This is a genomic window from Listeria rocourtiae subsp. hofi, assembly GCF_963575615.1.
Taxonomy (GTDB): domain Bacteria; phylum Bacillota; class Bacilli; order Lactobacillales; family Listeriaceae; genus Listeria_A; species Listeria_A hofi.
Map to the genome: position 1 here is coordinate 91,880 of NZ_CAUYTL010000006.1, position 19,172 is coordinate 111,051.

Sequence of the window (19,172 nt, forward strand, 5' to 3'; positions counted from 1 at the left end):
TGATAAAAATGAATATTACGGTGATTGGGGCCGGTTATGTAGGGCTTGTAACTGCAACTGCTTTAGCGAAGATTGGCCATCAAGTAATCTGTTTAGATAGAGATAAGAAGAAGATTGGGATGTTGAAAGTGGGGCGAGTACCTATTTTTGAACCTGATTTGGAAACATTAGTGGAGCAGGGGATAACTGCGGGTTGTTTACGGTTTACGACGAAGGGCAAAGAGGCGTTTTTAAGCCCGGATATTATTTTGCTGGCGGTTGGGACACCAGAGAATGCGGACGGTTCGGCTAATTTATCGGCGATTTTTGGAGCATGTCAGGAAATTGCGGATTCGGTTGGAAATCCAGTCATTGTTGGTGTGAAATCGACGGTTCCGGTGGGCACAAATGACAAATTAGAGACGTTTTTCAAAGCCCAGAACGCGCTCGTGGAAGTGGTTTCTAATCCAGAATTTTTATCACAAGGGACGGCGGTTCGAGATACGTTGCATGCGAACAGAATTATTATCGGGGCGGAATCGGAGGATGCGATGGCGCGGATGATGGAGATGTATGCGCCATTCCAGCAACCAATGGTAACGATGAAACGTCGGAGTGCGGAAATGGTGAAGTATGCGTCTAATGATTTTTTGGCGCTCAAGATTTCGTTTATTAACGATATTGCAAATCTCTGTGAGTGCGTCGAGGCGGATATCGATGAGGTTGTCGAAGGCATGAAATTTGACGAACGCATCGGGTATCAGTTCTTATCACCTGGAATTGGGTATGGCGGATCATGTTTTCCGAAAGATACGAAGGCGCTTCATTGGCTAGCGGAGGAATCGGGTTACACATTACGCACGATTCAAGCGGCGATTCAGGTGAATGAGAAGCAGAAATTTAAGCTGATTCAAGCGGCAAGAAAAGATATCGCACAACTCGCAGGCAAAAAAATCGCAGTACTTGGCGTGGCATTTAAGCCTGGAACCGATGATTTACGTGAGGCACCGGCCCTTCCGAATATTCAGTATTTGCTGGATGCAGGTGCGGAAGTTAGCGTATATGATCCTGTTGCTATGGGGAATGTGGCATTGATTTTTGGTAAGGCTATTCATTACAGCGCGAGTATGGAGGAATGCTTGGCTGATGCGGATGCGTGCTTTATTTTTACGGAGTGGGCGGAAATTCGTGAGATGGATTTGGCGCTATTTCAACGGATGAAGGATCGTAACGTTTATGATGGGCGTAATTGTTTTGACTTGGTAGACGCGAAAAAAGCGGATCTCAATTATTATTCCATTGGCCGTAAGAAGGTACAAAGGAGTCGGGTACGGTGACGTCGATTTCAGTTATTTTGCCAGTTTATAATGTAGCGAACTACTTGGAGCAGTGCTTGAACAGCTTACTTTCTCAGACGTTTCAAGATTTTGAGATTATTGTGGTGGATGATGGAAGTACAGATGGGAGTTCTGATATTTTGGCGGTGTATAACCAGATGATTCCTAAGCTGCATCTTTATACACAGGAAAATGCGGGGCTTTCTGCGGCTAGAAATATCGGCTTGCAACAGGCGACTGGAAAATATATTTACTTCTTGGATTCGGATGATTATTTGGAATTAGATACGTTTGAAAAATGCATGCAATTAGCGGAGAGTTATCAGTTGGATTTCGTGAAATTTGATGCGCAACCTTTTTCTGAAACGGGACAGGTGGGGTGGAATAGATATGATTCTAAGGCGGTTTTAGAGCCTCGGAGGTTGTATCAACTAGACGAATGGCTGGAAAAGCAGTATCAGCATTATAATTCGCCTGTCTGGTTATTTTTGATTCGGCATTCGGTTATTCGCGAAAATGGATTAGCTTTTCAAGAGGGGTTATTGCATGAGGATGAGCTTTTCACGCCGCAATTGTTCGCTGTTTCTAAGCGGATGATGTATCTGGATAAGGCCTTTTTCAATCGGAGATATCGGCGGGATTCGATTATGGGACAGGCCGGGCAAGGGAATGCGTCGCGTAGGTCAAAGCAGTGGATTGTGTTGGAGCTTCATGAAGAGGCAAAGCGAGCAACGGAAAAAAGTGTTCGGCGATTCATGTTGCACCGGCGAGACGTCTTGTACATGGAGACGCAATGTGGGCATCCGATACCATTAAAACGGCGCTGGCTACTCGATTTACGTGTATACTTGCGTCAACTGAAACAGAGATTGAGGAGAATGTAATGGAGGCAGATGCTAGTAAGAAAAGACTGTTTCGAAATACGCTGTACCTTTACATTTTGACGTTTTCTTCTTATTTTTTTAGTTTGATTACTGTGCCATATCAAACGCGGATTTTAGGGCCAGAGTTTTATGGGAAAATCGGTTTTGCCCTTGCGATGATGGTTTATTTCCGCTTAATCATTGATTTTGGTTTTATTTTATCAGCGACTGCGGATGTGTCGCAACACCGAGAGGATAGGCGGGAAGTTGCCAAAATTTATACGGCCGTAATGCGTGCCAAGATGTGGCTGACGGCGTGTAGTTTGCTCGTTTTGTTGCTGATATGTTACGCAATTCCAATGTTCAGACACGATTGGTTACTTTATCTACTAACCTTTTCATCCGTTGCGGTGAGCGCATTCTTACCGGACTTCTTGTATCGAGGTTTGGAGACGATGAAACGAATTACGGTGAGAACGGTCATCATTCAAGTGTTTTTTGTATGCATGGTTTTTATTTTTTTAAAAACACCGGAAAACTATTATTTCGTGCCTCTTTTCACGTTGATTGGCAATGCGGTGGCGCTACTATTTGCCGTACTTCATGTATCCAGGAAGCTCCAAATCAAGTGTGTGCCACTCGAGAAAGGCTATATGAAGCAAACTATTTTAAAGTCATTTCCCTTCTTTTTATCGCGAATCGCTGGGACTGTCTATCAAACGACGAACACTTTTTTTCTAGGATTAATCTACTCACCCGGAAGCGCGAAAGTTGGCATGTACGTGGCGTCAGACCGGCTGGTTGTAACGGCGAATACTGCTTTTTCTCCAATCGCGGATAGTCTGTACCCTTACATGGTGAAGTATCGTGATTTTCGATTGTTACGAAAAATAAGCGCGATTGTGATGCCACCGGTTATTATCGGATGTATTGTGCTAGGCATTTATGCGAATGAATTTATGGCTTTTCTTTTGGGAGCGGAGTTTTATGAAGCGGGTTCTATTTTGCGACTATTGTTGCCTATTATCGCGATGACGCCGCTGACCTACATGTTGGGATTTCCAACACTTTCGCCGATGGGGCTTGCAAAACATGCGAATATTTCGACCGTTGTTTCGGCAGTTGTTCAGGTTGTAGGAGTTACGATGCTATTTCTGACAGGCATTTTCAACATCACGACGCTTTGTATCGTTACCGTGATTTCTCAAAGTTGTGTGTTGCTTTATCGGGCACGAATCATCTGGAAAAATCGTCACCATTTTGCACGTAAGGAGTTAACAAATCATGATACAACAGATTAAACAAACAGCGCGCCTGCTGAAAAAAAGACTGGAATTCGGCTGTTTTTCCTATCATTATTGGCTACGACCTATTGAAAAAAATAAAATTGTAGTTTGTGCTTATTATGGTCGTGGCTACGCGGACAGTCCAAAAGCCATCGTGGCGGAACTTCTCCATCAAGGTTTGGATATTGTTTGGCTAGTTCGCGATGGGCAAGAAGAGACGCTACCAGCTGGTGTTCGCGCCGTTCGCTATGGTTCAAAGCAAGCAATTCGCGAACTGGCTACTGCAAAAATTTGGCTGGATAATTGCCGACAAAAATATAGTCCACCGAAAAGGAAACAACAAGTTTACTTCCAAACTTGGCATGGCTCACTGGCGCTAAAGAAAATCGAAAAAGATGCGGAGGAACAGTTGCAACTAGGCTATCTTGCTCGTGCGAAAAGCGACGCTAAAAAATGCGATTATATGATGGCTGGCTCTGATTTTTGCGAACGTATCTATGTTGAATCTTTTTGGTTTCGTGGGGAAGTATTGGCTAGTGGCACGCCAAGATGTGACGCGCTCTTAAAAATGGATATGGCATTAATCCAGCATGTAGCCGAGGCATTCGACTCCAAACCCATGACGAAATTTGCTTTATACGCGCCGACCTTTAGGCAAGGAGAGAATTTAACGGCTTATTTACACGATTTTTCAAAAGTACACGACGCGTTACAAAGCCGATTTGGTGGAGAATGGAAAATTCTTGTTCGACTGCATCCTAATGTTGCTAGGCTGGCAGAGCATATTAACTATGACGAAATTATTCTAAACGCAACGGATTATCCCGATATGCAAGAGCTGCTGGCCGTGTCAGAATGGCTCATCACCGACTATTCATCCAGCATGTTCGATATGGCGATTGCCGGGAAAAAAGTAGTGCTGTACACACCGGATTTGGATAACTACCTGAAAAAGGAACGAGCGATGTATTTCGATTTGAAAGAGCTCCCATTCCAACTTACTAAAACGCCAGAAGCGCTAGTCTCGCAAATGGAGCAGTTTGATGAAATAGATTATCATAAAAAACTCGCTATTTTTCGGCAACAAATTGGTTCCTATGAAACTGGAAATGCGTCAGTTATTGTGGCTAATAAAATAAAGGAAATCATGACAGAGGAGTAGAGTTATGGAAAAGCGTTTAGATTGGATAGACACAGCAAAAGGCATCGGGATATTCCTCGTTGTTTGGGGACATTTCTATGCGAGCGATGCCGTGAAAATCGTGATTTATGGTTTTCACATGCCGCTTTTCTTCTTCCTGTCAGGTTATCTTTATAAACAAACATCGATTGGATTCCTGTCATTTTTACGAAAGACGAGTAAGAAGTTATTATTCCCGTTTTTTATCTTTCAAGTAGCAACATTGCTCGTCGTCAACGGGATAGCGCTGATTGGTTCGCAACAATTATATGAAACGCCAGTAACACTTGTCACCCAGCTATTCTTTCTAGATGGTGAAGTAGGATTCAACACGCCACTTTGGTTTTTAGTCGTTTTATTCAATGTGGAAATGCTGTTTTACCTATTCGCCCGCTATCTGAAAAAAGGAAAATGGCTCGTGGTTATAGCAGTTCTCTTGCTCGCCTTCTTACTCAGTAGCCAAGTAAATGAACGATTCGCATTTGGCTTACACATCGTCCCACTAAGCTGGTTCTTCTATTATGCGGGTTTCCAATGCAAAGCGCAATCTGTATTCCGTTGGCAGCTATGTCAGCGAGGCTATATTATCACGCTAGGTGCTGTCTCGTACCTCTACACAGTCATTTACTTAAATCATAGCCAAATTGCCGGTTTTCGAAGCAATAACTTGGGGAATTTCTTCGTTTTTATAATCGGAGCACTACTAGGCATTTTCGTCCTGTGCCTCTTATGCCAAAAAATTGGGAAGTCTAAGCTATGGGGAGCATTCGGGCGAAATTCGCTGTTCATTTTTGGAACGCATTATTTTTGCCTGATTTTGTACGCCCACCTTATTAAATATATAACAGGCGATTTGGCACAGGCGACTTATCCTATCTGGATGACACTGGGCCTCACAATCATCGCTTTTGCTGGATACTCGATTTTTTTCAAAATCACTCGAAAATTAGGCATAGCACACTATTTCTTCATCAAATAAAAGACAAACATTCAAAAAAGGAGAACATCACATGTTAAAAAAACTTATCCTCTGTATTTCTATCATGTTATTACCATTTACCACAGGACTTGCGCCAACCGCGCAAGCCAGTGAAGAAAAGACGTTTGAGGAACAGTTTCCAGACCGGATTTTAGCAGAGAAAATAGCAACGATTTGCCAAAAGAAAGTGACGGACACCATTTCGCAAAAACAACTGGATAGCATCGGCTCCCTCATTATTAAAAATGAAAATCTGCACAGTATCGCAGGTATTGAGCGATTGACGAACATTACTGGCATCCAGATTACGAATACATCGTTGGAAGATTTAACGCCACTAGCTACCTTGAACAAACTAAAAGACTTGAACATTCCATACAATAAAATCAAGACCATCAAGGGAATTGGCAAACTTCCTGTACTTAAAAACCTCTACTTGCAAGGCAATCAGATTTCTGATATTCAGTCGCTAGAAAACACGAGCATGCGGAATTTGAATCTATACGATAATCAGCTAGCATCACTTGCAGGAGCAGAAAAAATGAGCGGCTTGACTCAGCTAGACGTTGGTAAAAACCGAATCAAGGATACGTCGCCCTTGACAACGCTCACCAATTTAACGATTTTGCGTCTAAATTCTAATCAAATCACAGATATCGCACCAATTAAATCACTCGTGAATCTAACGCGGCTAGAATTATTCAGTAATAAACTCCTTTCATTCCGGGAACTAGCGTCTTTCTCTAACCTGGAATTTTTAGATGTGACGGAAACGGATATGGAAGATTTAACGCCTGTTAGTCTGTTGAATAAGTTGAACTATTTGAAGGCCAACCGGAATAAGTTGTCTGATGTGAAGGCGGTGCAAGGATTGACAGGACTAAAATACTTGAATGTCGCGGAAAATCGGATTTCTGATGCGACGCCGATGCAATATTTGACCCAGCTGGAGGAGCTGAATATTAGTTACAACGTGTTTTCAGATATTAGCAGTTTAGGAAAGTTAAAAGAGATCAAGAATTTCTACGCGCAAGGCCAATCTATCGTTTTACCAGAAGGGGCAAAAGATCAGCCGACTGCGATTATCGTGAAGGATCGTCAAGGTGTAGCGGTAGAATTTTATGCGATGAGCTATTTTCACTATGATAATGCTACCAGCACGTTGACCTTTGATGCGAACGGAAAACATACGGTTCAATTCCAAAATGATGCGCTTGATTTTTCCGGTGTTATCCAGCAAACCATTGCGAATAAAGGGTTGACGACGCAGCTTAGTATTTTGGACAATTTCCGACTTGGCGATAAATATATTACGGGTGTCTACACGAATCCTGAAATTGTGAAAATGACGGTGAATATTAACGGGCAGATTTACTATGGCGGTGATGTAAAAAGCAATCACATGAAATACTATATCTATGATAGGAATTTGAAGAAGCAGGATAACGTAACGATTCAGCTCTACGATAAGACGGGCCAGCTACTCGAAAACTACACGCTGAAAATCGAGGATAAAATGACGACATCTACCAAATGGAAAAACAGTGAGGTCGCGTTCTTTGGCGACAGTATCACGCTTGGCTTGCGGGCGAATATTGCTTTTCCAACGCTCGTGCAGAAAAACTTATTATTGCCCAGCATTCAAAACTGGGGTGTCAGCGGTGCTTCCCTTGCGCAGAGTTCGGGCCAACTTTCTTTAATGAGCAAGATAAATAGCACGAATTATGAGGCCATCACGGATGTTGTTTTATTTGCAGGAACGAATGATTTTGCCTACAATATCCCACTTGGAACGCCGCAGGGCACGGATGTGAAGACTTTTTATGGTGCGCTAAATACCAGTGTACAGAAATGGAAAGCTAGTAATGCCAATGTTTATTTCGTAGGGCCGATGTGGCGAGCGCGCTTCAGTGGTAGTGATACGCGAAATAGCGATCAATATCCTAATGACATCGGGGTTTACCTTTCGAGCTACAATGAGGCGATGCGTGACGTTGCCAAGCGCAATAACATCCCATTTTTAGATTTATATGCGGAAAAAGATACGTATAAAGGAACATTGGAAGATGGTTTGCATCCGAATAATACTGGTCAATATTATCTAGCTGATCGGGTTTCAGAGTTGTTGGGACGCTAGCCTAAGTAATGATTCGAAAGGGGAAAATCATGAAGGATACCATTTCTAAATCAGGCTATAGGAAATTAAAACTGTTGAATTACCTTTTGTTTAGTGAGGATAGAGTGCAAAAGAAATATTTGGCCAATCGGTTGAGTATTTCGGTTCCAACCCTTGAAACCTATGTGCAAGAAATCAATGAGGATTTGGAAGACTTTGTGTTTATTTCGAATGAGGACAAGCGCTATTGCTTAACACGAAGGCAAGATATTAATTTCGATACGTTGACGGCGTTCATGATTAAGCATAGCTTTTCGTTTGATATTATTATCGCCACGTTGCGTGGGCAGGAAAAAACGGTGAATAGTTGGCTTGAGGAAAGGTTTATGAGTAGGACGGCTTTTTATGGAAAGCTAAAGGAACTAGATAATTTGCTAGCGCGAAGTAACTTGATTCTAGAGAAAAACCCGATTTTTATTGCGGGAAATGAGCTTAATATTCGCTTCTTTTACGTGCATGTTTTGGCCAAAGCTTTTCCGATTACTGGTTGGATTATTCAAGATTTTTCCTATGAGGATTTTGAGCCATTTATTCAGAAACTAGAAGATCAGCTAGGCATTTATTTTTCGCCGAGTACGCGTGTGGAATATGCGATTTCGCTCGGTGTGATGTTGACGCGTTTTCAGCATGGGAAATTCGTTCAATTAGACGCGTACCAGAGGAAATATTGGGAGGAAGCGGTTCGTTATTTTCAGGTGCCTCAATTTGATTTCAGTGATTTGGAGAAATTAGTCGATACACCGATTCCTGATTTAGAGCTGTATTTGCTGTTTTTATCGCATTTCTTAGTACCTTTTACGTACTACGATAGGAAAAAAATCACAGAAAGACTATCACAGGAAGTCGTTTATTTAAAACCATTGCGCGATTTAGTCGAGACTTTAGTGAACTTTTTCTTTCATGACAAGCCATACAATACAGACATGTTGAAAGTGTACCTGCTCAATTTTCTTGTGCGTTTCGTATTCGTTGGAAAAATTACCGATTTGCTAGACATTAACTATTTCTCTAAAAAAATATCGCCAGTGATATTTTCGAAGGCGAGAGTGGATGAAAAAGTAAACCGATTATTGAAAACAACGGATTACGGCGTGTTGAAGAATAACCGGGCGACAATTAGTCAATATGCCTTTGATTTATTCAATGTTTTCATGCTGGACAAGCAAAAAGAGGCGCAGCTAACGATTAAAATTGTCGCGAAGAACGGAAGCATTTGGGAGGAATACCTCAAAACCATTTTGCGAAAAAGGTACCCTACGAATGCTATTACTTTTTCGAATGATTTAGAATCTAAGGAACATTTGCCGCAGTATGACTTGATTATTAGTGATTTTCCGATTGAAAATAATTATGGTTGCCCGCTGCTTACGTGGAATTTCCCACCGACAAAAAAAGAATTAGAAGGCTTGGAGTCTTTTTTGAAACCAGTGTGAGAGGCCTAATTTTCCCAAAACGACAAGGATGGAATGAAATAATTTTGGAAGAAAGGTGAAGGAAGCTATGAAAATAACAACAATTGGTTTGGGGTATATTGGATTTCCGACTTCTGTTCTATTCGCGATGCATGGGCATCAAGTGATTGGTGTGGATGTGAATCGGCGAGTGGTGGAAATGCTGAGTCGAGGGACAGTGCATATTGAGGAGCCTGGTTTGCAGGAGTTGTATCAGGAGGCGCGAGTGCTGGGGAATTTTCAAGTTTCACAGACGCCGAGCGCTTCGGATGCTTTTATTATTGCGGTGCCGACACCGAATAGAGATGATGCGTATAAATCGTGTGACCTTTCTTATGTGAAAGCCGCGATTACAAGCGTGGTACCTTATTTGAAAAATGGTGATTTGCTGATTATCGAGTCGACGATTGCGCCGCGGACGATGGAGGATGTTGTGCGACCGATGATTCAGGCGGCTGGTTTTACAGTTGGCGTCGATGTGTACTTGGCGCATTGCCCAGAGCGGGTTTTGCCAGGAAATATTGCTTATGAATTAGTGCATAATCCGCGCATTATCGGTGGTGTGACGCCAGTTTGTACAGAAAAAGCGAAGAAGTTGTACGCGAGCGTTGTGCAGGGTGCGCTCATTTCCGCTACGGCGAGTGAGGCTGAGCTGAGCAAATTGATGGAAAATACGTTTCGTGACGTTAATATTGCGTTAGCAAATGAGCTCGCAAAAATTGGCGGTGACCTGCAAATCGATGCATTAAAGGTCATCGAAATGGCGAATTATCATCCTCGGGTGAATCTACATGCGCCGGGGCCAGGTGTCGGTGGGCACTGCTTGGCGGTTGACCCGTATTTTGTGGCAGCAGCTGCGCCAAGTTTTTCACCACTTATTCAAACAGCGCGAGGGATTAATACATCGATGCCACATTATGTGGTGAGTCTGACGGAGAAATTGATGCAAGATGCACCGACGCAGAAAATCGCGGTTTTCGGACTCGCCTATAAAGGAAATATTGATGATACGCGTGAAAGTCCGGCGATGAAAATTGTGGCGTTGTTAGAAGCGCAAGGCTTTGAGGTAGCGAAATATGATCCACACGTGGCGATTGGTTGCTTGACTATGAAGGAGGCTTGTTCTGGTAGCTCTTTGATTTTAGTGCTGACGGATCATTCGGAATTTGTCACGATTAGCGAGGAAGCAACGGCGTGTATGGCGCTACCTCATCTTTTGGATACTAAAAATATTGTGAAAAGAATGGCGCCAAATGTGAATTATATGAATTTGGGCAATGTGTATCATTATACGAAAAGCTGTTAAAATACCGAAATGAGGTTAAAAAGTATGCGCATAAAATTACTAGGTAGTAGGTTAGATGCCTTGACGATGGAGGCCACAGTCGTGAAGGTAGAGCAAATTATTAAAGCACAAATACCGATGCAGCATGTAGTTATCAACGCCAATAAGATTAATTTAATGCAAAAAGATGCCAAGTTACGAGCGATTGTAAACAGTTCGGCGCTTATCAATGCGGATGGAGCTTCTATTTTGGTAGCGGCAAGAATGTTGAAACTGAATGTCCCAGAACGCGTTGCCGGCATTGATTTGATGGATGAAGTGTTGAAGCTAGCGGATAAGCAACGATACCGGGTCTTTTTCTTTGGCGCAGCACAGGAAGTCGTAGCTGAAGTTGTTGCGCAGAGCCATAAAAAATATCCAAACATCCAGATAGCAGGTTATAAAAACGGTTATTTTGAAGAGCATATGTCAGGGGAAATTGCAGATGATATCCGCGCGAGTAAGGCGGATATTGTCTTTGTCGCGTTTTCGAGCCCGAAAAAGGAGTTTTGGATTCATGAGCAGCTGGAACGTATGAATGCCCCGTTTGTGATGGGAGTCGGTGGAAGTTTTGATGTGATTGCGGGCAAGACGAAGCGGGCTCCACGTTGGATGCAAAAAGCAGGTTTGGAATGGTTTTACCGATTTTCACAGGAACCTGTACGAATGTTCGAACGCTATATCAAAGGGAATTTTATATTTTTAAGACACATCCTACAAGCAAAAAAAGAAAGCAGGAATACAAAATGCGAATCTTAATGATTGGGCCGGACGCCAAGGCAAAAGGCGGTATCGCGACGGTAATCGCGAATTTTAAACAACACTTCCACTCGAAAAATCATGAAATAAGCTTTTTAGTGACGTGGCAAGAAGGCTCAATAGTGACGCGAATGAAGACGACAATTTCTTCTATTTTACGAATTAGATCACGAATCCGTCGCGAAAATATCGATATCGTACATGTGCATATGGCTCAAGACGGCAGTTTTTTTCGGAAGGCATTGCTCCTTTTGCAAGCAAAGAAGGAGTGCGCGGTAGTTTTACACATACACGCCTCTCAATTCGATGTTTTCTACGATAAGAGCCACCCGTTGATTCAGAAATATATACGTTATATTTTAGGTGAACCGGATAAAGTGGTAGTTCTAAGTAAAGAGTGGGCACGGTTTTACAACGGATTGACGAAAGTTCCTGTGAGTATTATTGAGAATGCGGTCGAGATGTCGCCAAGGAACTGTTACAAAGTTGACGCCAAAAATATTGTGATGTTTGGCCGAATCGGCGAGCGGAAAGGCAGTTATGATGTACTAAAAGTTGCCACAACCATTGGACGAAAATTCCCCGATGTTCGTTTTTATTTATATGGAGACGGCGAATTGGACAAAATGGCGGCACAAATAACTGAAATGAACGTAGAAAATGTCATTCTTGGTGGTTGGGTAAAGGAAGCTGAAAAAGAAAAAATTCTACAAAACACAGTCCTTCATGTTTTACCCTCCTATCACGAAGGTCTCCCAATGGCGATTCTAGAAACAATGGCATACGGCATTCCCAATTTGAGCACAACAGTCGGAGGTATTCCCCAAGCGATTCGCCATAAAAAAAACGGTATCCTAATAGAAGCAGGCGATATAGCCAGGTTAGAATCAGAAATTACGCAGTTTTTAACCGATGAGACAATGCGCAGTCACTACTCGAAAGCCGCATTCGAAACTATAAAAAGCCGATTTTCGATGGATGCCTACCAGCAAAAATGGGAGTCATGTTATTTTAGTATGCAGAAAAGGGTGTGACATGTCACTAAATTGTCATATAAAGGACGTGCTATATCTACCTCATCTGAAAAAGTCTTAGTTTATTTTGATAAACTAAATCTTGGTGGTAAAAGGGTAGCTTTTTTCAAAGTAAGGAGATTAAATTTCGTGATTTTTTTAACTTTTTTAAAAAAAATGAAATATCCTAGTTTCAGCCAACTGATGATCTATACTAAGGTTAAGCAAGACAAAAACTAAACGAAAGAGGTTGATTTAAATGACAAAGAAAAAAAGTATGAAGAAGATGTTAAACGTATTGACGGCCAAGGCGATTATTGTATCAAGTATTAGTGGAGCGGTACTAACACCCTCTTTAACTGCACTAGCAGCAGAAGATCAGAATGTAATTGGAACAGCGAGCACAGGAACACAAAGTGATAGTTTACTAAACTTTAATTGGGAACTAGATAGCACAAATAAATTGAAATATTGGCTTTCACAAGGAGCAACAACTGCTTTCACGAATACCGATGTGTATACGAAGGTTGGAAATGTATACACCACTTCGGATGGATTTAAAACAATAACTGTAAATAGTGATAACTCATTTACATTATCTAGTACGAAGCTTTCTCATACGATTGCACAAAATGTAGCTACTGAAATAGGCAAAGAGTATACTATATCTACACGTGTGCAGCAAAGCGCTATGCCTGCACAAGATGGTGCACAATTGATCGTAGGAGATAAAAAAATTGTGCCGACAAGTAAAGACGAACTAGTAAGCTATACGTTTGTAGCGACTTCTACCTCAACAAAAATTAGCTTTGTAAATCAAAAGAACGGTGTTGGAACACGTACAATTACATTTGGCGATATCTATGCCGGAAAATCCGAGGCACAGTTAGAAAAAGATAGTGCGGCCATCAATGCACGTGCAGCAGTCAACAATCTTTTTGAAAATCAAGATCCAACTGGCCAAATTCGTGCAGATTTAACGCAAGCAGAAATTGATGCGGCTCAGAAATTAATTTTCCTTGTAGCTTCAGCAGCAGAAAGATTACCGATTGGCGACGACCTAAAAAAAGCACAAACACAGCTTAACGAGCGCAATGCACAAAGTAAAGCAGAACAAGAAGCAGCAGAAAATGCAGTTAAAGCGCTATTCAATAACAATGACGTAGCTGGAACAATCAAAGATACGACAGATCAAGCAGCAATCGACAATGCAAAAGAGTTAGTGGTTATAGTGAAAGATGCAGACAAAAAAGCTGAGCTAGAATCTCAAATTGCAGAAGCACAAAAACAACTAGATGCAAACGCGGGAGAAGCAGCAGAGCAAGCGCGTCAAGAAGCAGCAACAAACGCAGTCAAAGAACTTTTCAATAATAATGACGTAACGGGAACAATCAAAGACGCGACAGATCAAGCAGCAATTGACAATGCTAAAACAGCTGTAGAAGCAGTCACAAATCCAACTAAAAAAGCAGAACTAACAGCACAACTAGATGAAGCACAAGACCGATTAAACATTCGAATTGCAAAAATTGGTGTTAGTCAACTTTTCAATAATAATGATGTAACAGGCACAATTAAAGACGTTGTGACACAAGCCTATATTGATGCTATCCAAAACCTTGTAAATGAAGTATCGAACCCGGCTGAAAAAGCAAAGTTACAAGCAGACCTAAATAAAGCCCAAGCACAACTAGATGCAAAAGGTGAAGCCACAGAAGACTTAGTACGCCAAGAAGCAGCATCGAATGCAGTCAAAGCCCTATTCAACAACGACGACGTGACAGGAGCAATCAAAGAAAGCACAGACCAAGATGCAATCAACAAAGCAAAAGAACTAGTAGCGGCAGTAACAAACGCAGCGAAAAAAGCAGAATTAGAAGCACAAGTAACAGAAGCACAAAAGCAATTAGATGCAAAGACAGAAGCGGTAGCAGAACAAGCCCGCCAAGAAGCTGCTAAAAAAGCGGTGGAAGAACTATTCAATAACAATGATGTCACAGGAACAATCAAAGAAGATACAACCCAAGATGCAATTGATAAAGCAAAAGAACTCGTATCGACCTTGACAGACACAGACAAAAAAGCAGAGTTAGAAGCACAAATAGCAGAAGCACAAAAACAACTAACAGACAAAGAAACCAAAGTAGAAGTAAGAGGAAAAGGCAACACGTTCATCTTGCAACAAGATCGCTACCTGACAGGAACATACACTGGTGACGTAGCATCAATGAGCGTAGAAGTAAACGGTAAACTTTACTACGGTGGAACAGTTAAAAATGGCGAATTCAGTTTCTATGCCTTAGACAAAATTGCATCAGTAAGTGATAAAGTCATCATTAACTTGCACAGTGCAGACAAAACAATCCAAGCATCATTCCCAGTAGTAGTAAAAGAAGCAACAAAAGTAACACAAAACGCCTTCAAAGTGAAAGATTCCTACATCACAGGAACATTTAACAACTCCGACATCACTAAAATGGGTATCGTTGTAAACGGCAAAGCATACTGGGGCGGAACAGTTGCAGATGGTGAATTCAAGTACTATGCCTTAGACAAAATTACTAGCGCAACAGATGAAGTCGTATTAAATTTCTACAGTGCAAACAACGAGTTAATTATCTCGAAAAATCTTGTTATCACGGCACCAGTTGTAACATCAGGTGACATTACATCTGCAAGCCTAGCAGTTGGAGACAAGAACATCGTTGGAACTATCACAGGCGACATTAAGAGCTTCGGCGTGACAATCGACGGCACAACATACAACGGTGGAACAATCGCAGCAGACGGCACATTCAAGTTCTATGTATCCGACAAGAAATTCACAGCAGACAGCGTTATTACAATCGTTGGTTACGACAAAGCAAAAAATGTATTATCAGAAATGAACCTCGTAGTTTCTAAATAAGCAGACCTAAAAAGGCGATAAGAGCTATCAAATCCAGCTTCTTATCGTCTTTTTTATGCCTAATAATCTATTTTATTTTGTAAAATATCACATAAAATTCACAAACAACGACACTCACATCTGGGTAGAAAGGAAAACGACCTGAAATTTTTGTTAAAGTGAACTTAGCCACAAAAGTGAGCTAAATTAAAAGATTAAGAGGAGACAGGACATGATTTTTAGAACACAGATTACCAAGAAAATTTTAGCAACATCTGCAGCATTAGCCATTTTAGGAGGAGCGATTGTTACACCGGTCAATGTACTATCAGTAGCAGCTGCACAAACAACAGTAGATCCAATGGAATTAGCAGTCAGCCAAAATGTACAAGCATTGTTCAACAACAATAATGTAGCAGGAACTATCAAAGCCGAAACGACCCAAACTACAATCAATAGCGTTAAGACTACGATAGCATATGTCTCAAACGCAACGAAAAAAGCAGAATTCACAGCACAAGTTGCAGAAGCTCAAAAACAACTTAACGAAAGAACATCTGAAAAACAAGGAAGAGCAGCAGTAAACCAACTTTTCAAAAACAATGATCCAAGCGGTACAATCAAGGATGGGCTGACACACTCATATATCGATGGGATGGAAATGATTGCAAGTTTTGTAACAAATCCAACTGTACGAGCAGAATTACAAGCAGATATTGCTAACGCTCGTGCACAAGTTGATGGAAAAACAGGCGGAGAAAATGCAGCAGAGCTAGCACGTCAAGAAGCGGCGAAAAAAGCAGTAGAAGGCCTTTTCAATAATAACAATACAGCTGGCACAATCAAGGAAAATACAGATCAAGCAGCAGTAGATAGTGCGAAAAAATTAGTAGCGCTAATCACAGATACTACTAAAAAAGCAGAGCTAGAAGCAGCCATTGCCAAAGCACAAACTCAAGTAACGGAAAAAGAAACAGCAGTATCCGGAACAGTAGATGCATTCATGCTAAAAACTAGCCGTTATATTACTGGAACATACGCAGGCGATATCACATCTATGAGTTTAGATGTGAACGGAAAACGTTACTACGGCGGTACAGTGCACAATGGTACATTTAATTTCTACGCTTTAGATAAAATTTTCAATGTAAATGACGTTGTTGTCGTGAATTTACACGGTGCCGATAAAGCTATCAAGACATCTTTAACAGTTACAGTGAAGTAATGCCCAATGAAAATGATTTTTCTGTTAACAATCCAGTATACCATTTAACTTTACTCTCTACTTTGTTAGTATATGTCCAGTCACTAGATTGTCATATAAAGTATGCACCATATCTACCTTATCAGAAAAAATCATGATTTATTTTGTGATACTAAACCTTGGCAGTAAAAGGGTAGTCCTTTTCAAGGGGAAGAAATTAAATTTCGTATTTTTTTTAGTTTAAAAAAATTATGAAATATCCTAATTTCATCCAACCGATGCTCTATACTAAGGTTAAGCAAGACAAATACTATTGAAAGAGGTTGATAAAATGGGAAAAAATATGTTAAGAAAAGTAATGAATGTTATGACAGCTACGGCTATAATTGGATCAGGGGTAGTAGGTGGTGTAATCGCGCCATTGTCAACTACACAAGCACAAGCGAGTGTGATGCATGAATTAGATTCTAAGTGGACTTCGTATAAATTCCTAAATGCGAATGGAGGGGCTGTTTCTGAAGGTGGCGCTACTCTGAATAACTCCCTTATTAAACTTACTCAGTCAAATGGCTATTCATATGGTCGCGTACTAGTCAATTCTAAAAATAATTTAGAAGCAGGAAAGGAGTATGAAATATCCTATTCTACAAAAGCAACGACAACTGTCGCAAAACATTCCGTGGATGCTCGCGTTTCTCTAGGAACTTTATCCGCAGGAGGACGGATACTTTCTTCTGGAGCCAAATTTAAAATGACTGCAGGTTCATTAATCATGCTAGATGTAGCAACAAAGAACTCGGCAGGTACAATTACTAATTATAACTTTGACGTAGAGATCAGTGGTTTAACGATTCAAAAAACACAAGCCCAATTAGAAAAAGATGCGCTTGAAGAGGCGAACAGCGATAAAGTAGCACAAGATAATGCACGTGAAGCTGTCAATAACCTATTCGAAAATAAGAACCCACAAGGACTAATCACAGCGGATGTGACACAAGAAAGCATTGATAAGGCAAAAGAACTTGTTGACAAAGTAATGGACCCGACAATAAAGGCAGAGCTTGAGGCGTATATCACAGAAGCCCAAAAACAAGTAGATGCCAAAACAGCGGAAACAGCAGCCGAAGAAGCCCGCCAAGAAGTGGCAACAAATGCAGTCAAAGAACTTTTTAACAATAATGATGTCACAGGAACGATCAAAGAAAGTACGAATCAAGAAGCCATCGACAATGCAAAAGAGCTAGTAGCAACTATCACAGATGCAGGCAAAAAAGCAGAATTAGAAGCGCAGATAGTAGAAGCGCAAAAACAACTGACTGATAGAGTTACAGGAACAGGTAACACATTTACTTTAAAGCAAGATCGCTATTTGACAGGAAACTACACTGGTAATGCAACCGCGATGAGTGTTGATGTAAACGGCAAACGCTACTATGGTGGTAAGGTTAAAGATGGCGCATTCAGTTTCTATGCCTTAGATAAAATCGCGAAAGAAACAGATGAAATTATTGTGAATCTTCATGGTGTTGACAAGTCTATCAAGACAACTTTCTCAGTAACAGTAAAGTCTTTGAAGAAGGATGCCGCAACAACATCCGCAACATTCACGATGGGTGAGAAGAACATTGTAGGTACAGTCACAGGCGATATTAAAACATTCGGAGTTACAATCGATGGCACGCTATACTACGGTGGCACGATTTCACCAGATGGCACCTTCAAATTCTACGCATACGATAAGAAAATTAAAGTAGACAGCGTTGTTACAATCGTAGGTTACGATGCCTCAAGAACCAATGTACTATCAGAAGGAAACGTAGAGATTTTAAAATAGAAAACCAATTTCTATAGCAACCGAGGTGATAAGGAATTCGTAATGGGTTTCTTATCACCCATGTGTGATGTGCACCGCAAAAGTTAGACCAAAAATCTAGCTCTTGGGGTTTTTTATTATCGCAAAATATGATGCAGCATTTAAAGTTTATGTAGTACAAGAATATTTAATTGGAAGAAAAAATGATGGAAGATGGCGTGGAGGAACTTACGAGATCAATGGAGAGCCTTTCATTGACGAATAAACTAAAGAAAGTAAAAAAGAAATAGATGACAAGAGAACAACAGTTAGAACAAGAAAATGAGTTACTACGAGCGGAGCTCGCCTTCATAAAAAAGCTCCGAGCTTTTGGGGGAAATATTTCGATCCACCTGCTAAAATTCAAGTCCGAATCATCCGGGTGCTTCGGCAAAAATTCCGATTAACGCTACTCTTGAAAATCACTGGTATGACTAAGTCTACGTATATGTATTGGCAACACTAATTAGACATGATACCATCGAATGATGATTTAGAAACAGTCATTCAGTCTATCTATGAAGAGAATAACCACGACTACGGATACCGTCGTATTGGCTTAGCTGTAAAAAGCGCGACATCGTAGTGAATCATAAAAAAATACTAAAAATAACTCGAAAATTAGGCCTCCTATGTACAAAATATACGCGTAAATCCAGAACGAAATACCGTACATATAAGGAAAAATTGGCTGGCTTGAGTCCGGTAGAGTACCGTCTTCAGGTCAGCCAAGAAGTCTAATTAAATTTGGTCCAACTTTTGGGGTTCAGTACAAATAGATTGTAGTGCTTTAAAAATTCCTTAGCGGGAGTGTAAAATAAACTGTGTAAATAATGAATCTTAGTTCATTGTTTATACAGTTTTTCTTTTTTGATACAATGA

Annotated in this window: 13 protein-coding genes; all 13 read left to right on the forward strand. The window is 41.0% G+C overall.

Annotated elements, in window-relative coordinates:
* Window positions 1-8: 8 nt before the first annotated feature.
* Window positions 9-1,316, forward strand: coding sequence for a UDP-glucose dehydrogenase family protein (locus R8925_RS04905; protein WP_430534794.1), 1,308 nt, complete (start codon window positions 9-11; stop codon window positions 1,314-1,316).
* Window positions 1,313-2,200, forward strand: coding sequence for a glycosyltransferase (locus R8925_RS04910; RefSeq protein ID WP_430534795.1), 888 nt, complete (start codon window positions 1,313-1,315; stop codon window positions 2,198-2,200). Before R8925_RS04905 ends, R8925_RS04910 begins: the two co-directional genes overlap by 4 nt.
* Entirely contained in the window at window positions 2,200-3,480 is a 1,281-nt protein-coding gene (locus R8925_RS04915) for an oligosaccharide flippase family protein (RefSeq protein WP_430534796.1), read from the forward strand. The genes R8925_RS04910 and R8925_RS04915 overlap by 1 nt, the downstream gene beginning before the upstream one ends.
* Window positions 3,464-4,627 carry a CDP-glycerol glycerophosphotransferase family protein gene (locus R8925_RS04920; RefSeq protein WP_430534797.1) on the forward strand — a complete coding sequence of 388 codons (1,164 nt, stop codon included), beginning with the start codon at window positions 3,464-3,466 and terminating at the stop codon, window positions 4,625-4,627. The genes R8925_RS04915 and R8925_RS04920 overlap by 17 nt, the downstream gene beginning before the upstream one ends.
* A gap of 4 nt (window positions 4,628-4,631) precedes the next feature.
* On the forward strand, window positions 4,632-5,624 hold the full coding sequence (locus R8925_RS04925; protein WP_430534798.1) for an acyltransferase family protein: 993 nt from the start codon (window positions 4,632-4,634) through the stop codon (window positions 5,622-5,624).
* A gap of 31 nt (window positions 5,625-5,655) precedes the next feature.
* Window positions 5,656-7,761 carry a leucine-rich repeat domain-containing protein gene (locus tag R8925_RS04930; RefSeq protein ID WP_430534799.1) on the forward strand — a complete coding sequence of 702 codons (2,106 nt, stop codon included), beginning with the start codon at window positions 5,656-5,658 and terminating at the stop codon, window positions 7,759-7,761.
* A 29-nt stretch (window positions 7,762-7,790) separates the two neighbouring features.
* The gene (locus tag R8925_RS04935) at window positions 7,791-9,233 is read left to right on the forward strand and encodes an AcpB/EbpR/MafR family transcriptional regulator (protein ID WP_430534800.1); all 1,443 of its coding nucleotides are present in this window, start codon (window positions 7,791-7,793) and stop codon (window positions 9,231-9,233) included.
* A 67-nt stretch (window positions 9,234-9,300) separates the two neighbouring features.
* Window positions 9,301-10,557: a nucleotide sugar dehydrogenase gene (locus R8925_RS04940; protein WP_430534801.1), complete on the forward strand. Its 1,257-nt coding sequence runs from the start codon at window positions 9,301-9,303 to the stop codon at window positions 10,555-10,557.
* Between the two features lie 24 nt (window positions 10,558-10,581).
* The gene (locus R8925_RS04945) at window positions 10,582-11,334 is read left to right on the forward strand and encodes a WecB/TagA/CpsF family glycosyltransferase (RefSeq protein WP_430534802.1); all 753 of its coding nucleotides are present in this window, start codon (window positions 10,582-10,584) and stop codon (window positions 11,332-11,334) included.
* Complete coding sequence (locus tag R8925_RS04950) at window positions 11,322-12,368, forward strand: glycosyltransferase family 4 protein (RefSeq protein WP_430534803.1); 1,047 nt, start codon at window positions 11,322-11,324, stop codon at window positions 12,366-12,368. The genes R8925_RS04945 and R8925_RS04950 overlap by 13 nt, the downstream gene beginning before the upstream one ends.
* A gap of 238 nt (window positions 12,369-12,606) precedes the next feature.
* A complete protein-coding gene (locus tag R8925_RS04955; RefSeq protein ID WP_430534804.1) occupies window positions 12,607-15,255 on the forward strand; it encodes a toxin Cry1Ac domain D-VI-related protein in 2,649 nt (882 codons plus the stop codon).
* 211 nt (window positions 15,256-15,466) lie between these two features.
* Window positions 15,467-16,459, forward strand: coding sequence for a toxin Cry1Ac domain D-VI-related protein (locus tag R8925_RS04960; protein WP_430534805.1), 993 nt, complete (start codon window positions 15,467-15,469; stop codon window positions 16,457-16,459).
* Between the two features lie 310 nt (window positions 16,460-16,769).
* Complete coding sequence (locus R8925_RS04965) at window positions 16,770-18,272, forward strand: immunoglobulin-like domain-containing protein (RefSeq protein WP_430534806.1); 1,503 nt, start codon at window positions 16,770-16,772, stop codon at window positions 18,270-18,272.
* Window positions 18,273-19,172: the final 900 nt, after the last annotated feature.